This window comes from Streptomyces sp. NRRL F-5630, assembly GCF_000719475.1.
Lineage (GTDB): Bacteria > Actinomycetota > Actinomycetes > Streptomycetales > Streptomycetaceae > Streptomyces.
In genome coordinates this window covers 1-3,967 of the sequence record NZ_JOGO01000146.1, presented here as the reverse complement: position 1 = coordinate 3,967, position 3,967 = coordinate 1, and the positions used below count along the sequence as shown (strand labels likewise).

Sequence of the window (3,967 nt, the reverse complement as noted above, 5' to 3'; positions counted from 1 at the left end):
GGCCCACGCGCTCCCCCGCCCGCCGCCGCCCGGCCCGCCCGCTCCCCCGCCCCTGCCGTGCCGGGCGTCTCCGGGACTCCCGCGGACTCGTTCCCTACGATGACCCGGTGACCAGTACCGCTTCCTCGACCGAGGCCGGCCAGGCGCAGGCCGCCGATCCCCAGGCCCCACCGCCCTGGCAGCGGCGCCTGCGCCGCTTCGGCTACGTGCCCAGGCGCCGCGAGGCGAGCGTCGCCGAACGCCTCGACCCGCCGTGGGCGGGGCCCGCCGACCCGGGGCTGTGGACGGCGATCGGTCTCCCGTACCGCCTCTCCGCCTTCCTCGTGCGCTCCGCGAGCTGGCTCGGTCCGCTGCTGATCACCCTCGTCGCCGGGGTCACGCGCTTCTGGCACCTCAGCTCGCCGAAGGCGGTGATATTCGACGAGACGTACTACGCGAAGGACGCCTGGGCGCTCATCCACCGCGGCTACGAGGTGAGCTGGGGCGAGCAGGCCAACAAGCAGATCCTCGCCGACCCCTCCACCGTCGACGTCCCGACGCAGGCCGCGTACGTCGTGCACCCGCCGGTCGGCAAGTACGTCATCGGGATCGGCGAGTGGCTCTTCGGTCTCACGCCCTTCGGCTGGCGCTTCATGACGGCCGTGCTCGGCACCGCCTCCGTGTGGATGCTGTGCCGGATCGGGCGGCGCATGTTCCGCTCGACGTTCCTCGGCTGCTTCGCGGGCGCGCTGCTCACGATCGACGGCCTGCACCTCGTGATGAGCCGCACCGCGCTCCTCGACCTCGTGCTGATGTTCTTCGTGCTCGCCGCCTTCGGCTGCCTGCTCCTGGACCGCGACCGGGCCCGCGCCCGGCTGCTCGCCGCGCTCCCGGTCGACGCCGACGGGGTCGTACGGGCGGACGCCGCGACCGCCGGGACGGTGTCCCTCGGCCTGCGGCCCTGGCGCTGGGCCGCCGGGATCTGCCTCGGCCTCGCCTTCGGCACGAAGTGGAACGGCCTCCTCATCCTCGCCGTGTTCGGCGTCATGACGGTCCTGTGGGACGTCGGCGCGCGCAAGGTCGCGGGCGCGCCCCCGGCGCGCGCCTGGCGCGCGATGCTGCTGCGCGACTCGCCGATCGCCTTCGTCTCGATGGTCCCGGTCGCCTTCGCCGTCTACCTGGCCTCCTGGACCGCCTGGATCGCCTCGCCCGACAACGGCAAGGGCGGCTACCTGCGCGACTGGGCGAAGACGGCGGGGCAGGGCGGCCACTTCACCTGGCTGCCCGACTGGGTGCGGAGCCTGTGGCACTACGAGCACGAGGTCTACCGCTTCCACGTCGGCCTCACCGACGGCCACCGCTACCAGTCCAACCCGTGGAGCTGGATGGTCGACGGCCGCCCGGTCTCGTACTTCTACGAGTCCCCGCCCCCCGGCAGCGACGGCTGCCCGAGCGGCACTTCGGGCGACTGCGCCCGCGAGGTCCTCGCGCTCGGCACGCCCGCGCTGTGGTGGGCGGCGTGCGCCGCGCTCGTCTACGTCCTGTGGCGCTGGGTCTTCCGCCGCGACTGGCGCGCGGGCGCGATCCTCGGCGCGGTGGCCGCCGGCTGGCTGCCGTGGCTCCACTACCAGGAGCGCACGATCTTCTACTTCTACGCGGTCGTCTTCGTGCCCTTCCTGTGCCTCGCGCTGACCATGCTCGTCGGCGCCGTGCTCGGCCCCGCGGGTGCCACGGAGCGGCGCAGGACGGTCGGGGCGACGGCGGCGGGGGTGCTCTTCCTCCTCATCGCGTGGAACTTCGTGTATTTCTGGCCCCTCTACACGGGTACGGCGATCCCCTACGGGTCCTGGCACGACCGGATGTGGCTCAACTCCTGGATCTGAGCGGGCATCGGGCGGAACAGCGGAAAAGGTGAGCGATGTCCCACGAGCGAAGCGTCCAGGAACTGCGCCTGGGCCTGTACGCCACCCCGGCGCGGGCCGAGGAGCTCAAGCGGCGGATCGAGCACCTGCTGTGTCCCGATCCCGGCCACGCCCCGCCCTGCCCCGTCCCCTGGTCGGCGATGCTCCTCGGCCTCTCCACGCAGGAGGCGCGGGAGGCGTACCCCGAACTCCTCGACCAGGCACAGGCCGAACCCCACCCGGGCTGACCCTTCCCCACCGCCCGCTGGACCCGCCCCAGGCGGACAACGGCCGCGTCATCGTCGCGATCCCGTAACGGGATCTCCACAGGTCCCGTGCGCCGCATAGGCTCCTGAGGACCACAGACGGGGAGGGGGAGAGCTGTCATGCGCACCGGGGTGAAGGTTTCGGTGGTGTCGGGGGCGCTCGTCGTGCTGCTCGGTGGGGGCGGGTACGGGGCGTACAACCTCGTCCACGCCGTCACCTCGGGCACGGCGGACGAGAATTCGGCCGAGGCCGTCGCCAAGCGCCTCGACACGCCGCTGACGGCAAAGGACGTACGGGAGACCGGCGAGAAGTTCCTCCGCACGTGGGGCGCGGGGCGCGTCACCGCGGCCGCCGCCCTGACCAGCCGGCCCGCGCCCGCCGGGGTCGCGCTCCAGGGCGTACGGGACAAGGCGCACGTCGGCAAGGTGACCCTGACGCCGGGCACCGCGGCGGGCACGCGGCTGCCGTACCACGTGAAGCTCGCCGTGCGCGGCAAGTCCCTCGCGTACGACACGGAGCTGACGGTGATCCGCTCGGAGGCGACCGGACACCCGGTCGTCAAGTGGACGCCCACGCTCGTGCATCCGCGGATGAAGGAGGGCGACCTGCTCGTCACGGGGGACGCCGACGCGCCACCCGTGACGCTCGTCGACCGGGACGACAAGGTGCTCGACGTCAAGACCTACCCCTCGCTCGCGCCGGTCCTCGCCCAGCTCAGGGAGCGGTACGGGCAGAAGGCGGGCGGCTCCGGGGCCGTCGAGCTGGTGATCAAGCACGCTGACGACGCTGCGGACACGACGCTGCTCACGCTGGACAAGGGCAAGCCGGGGCGGGTGCCGACGACGCTCAGCGCGACGGTGCAGGCGGCCGCCGAGAAGGCCGTGGCCTCGTACGCGAACGCGTCCGTCGTCGTCGAGCAGGCCGGTACGGGCGACATCCTCGCCGTCGCCAACCACCGCGACGACCAGTTCAACGCCGCTTTCCAGGGGACCGTCGCGCCCGGCTCGACGATGAAGATGATCACGGCGGCGATGCTCATAGACAAGGGCCTGACCAGCGCGAACGGGCCCGCCCCCTGCCCCGCCACGGCGCTGTCGGGCGGGCAGACCGTGCACAACCTCACGGGGATGGAGGCCGATCCGGGCGCGACGCTCGCACGGGCCTTCGCGATCTCCTGCAACACCTCCTTCGTCTCCTTCGCGCCGAAGCTTCAGCCCGGCGACCTCGGCGCCGAGGCGAGCGAGAAGTTCGGGCTCGGGCGCGACGACTGGAAGACGGGCATCGCCTCGGCGGACGGGAAGGTGCCGGTCGCCGAGGGGGACGACAAGGGCGTCTCGCTCATCGGCCAGGGCAAGGTGCAGCTCAATCCGCTCAACCTCGCCTCCGTCGTCGCGACGATCCGCGACGGCGCCTTCCGCCAGCCCGTCCTCGTTCCCGCCTCCTTCGACAAGCGCCCGCTGGCCCGGGCCGCCGGGCTCAGCGCGAGCACGGCGGCGCAGCTGCGGCAGATGATGAACCTCACCGCGACGAGCGGTACCGGGGCGACCGCGATGAGCGGGCTCGGCCCCGACATCGGCGCGAAGACCGGCTCGGCGGAGGTGGACGGGCAGAAGCAGTCGAACAGCTGGTTCGCCGGCTACCGGGGCGACATCACGGCCGCCGCGTACGCGGAACAGGGCGGCCACGGCGGCGACGTGGCGGGCCCGATCGTGGCGGCGGTGCTGCGCGCCACGGGGTGAGGCGAGGCGGGGCGGGAGGCCGAGGGGCCGGGCGGCGGACGATGGCGGGCGGCGGCGGGCGGCGGGCGGGGGGGGGGGGGG

The 3,967-nt window shown here is 73.3% G+C and carries 3 protein-coding genes; all 3 read left to right on the top strand.

Going from position 1 to position 3,967, the window contains the following annotated elements:
* The first annotated feature begins 107 nt into the window (after positions 1-107).
* The 3 genes from IF99_RS0129890 to IF99_RS0129880 all read left to right on the top strand — a co-directional run bounded on the left by IF99_RS0129890 (position 108) and on the right by IF99_RS0129880 (position 3,886).
* A complete protein-coding gene (locus IF99_RS0129890) occupies positions 108-1,862 on the top strand; it encodes a dolichyl-phosphate-mannose--protein mannosyltransferase (RefSeq protein ID WP_031001536.1) in 1,755 nt (584 codons plus the stop codon).
* Between the two features lie 35 nt (positions 1,863-1,897).
* Positions 1,898-2,128, top strand: coding sequence for a hypothetical protein (locus IF99_RS0129885; RefSeq protein ID WP_031001534.1), 231 nt, complete (start codon positions 1,898-1,900; stop codon positions 2,126-2,128).
* Positions 2,129-2,266: 138 nt separating this feature from the next.
* Positions 2,267-3,886, top strand: coding sequence for a penicillin-binding transpeptidase domain-containing protein (locus tag IF99_RS0129880; RefSeq protein ID WP_031001532.1), 1,620 nt, complete (start codon positions 2,267-2,269; stop codon positions 3,884-3,886).
* Positions 3,887-3,967 lie beyond the last annotated feature (81 nt).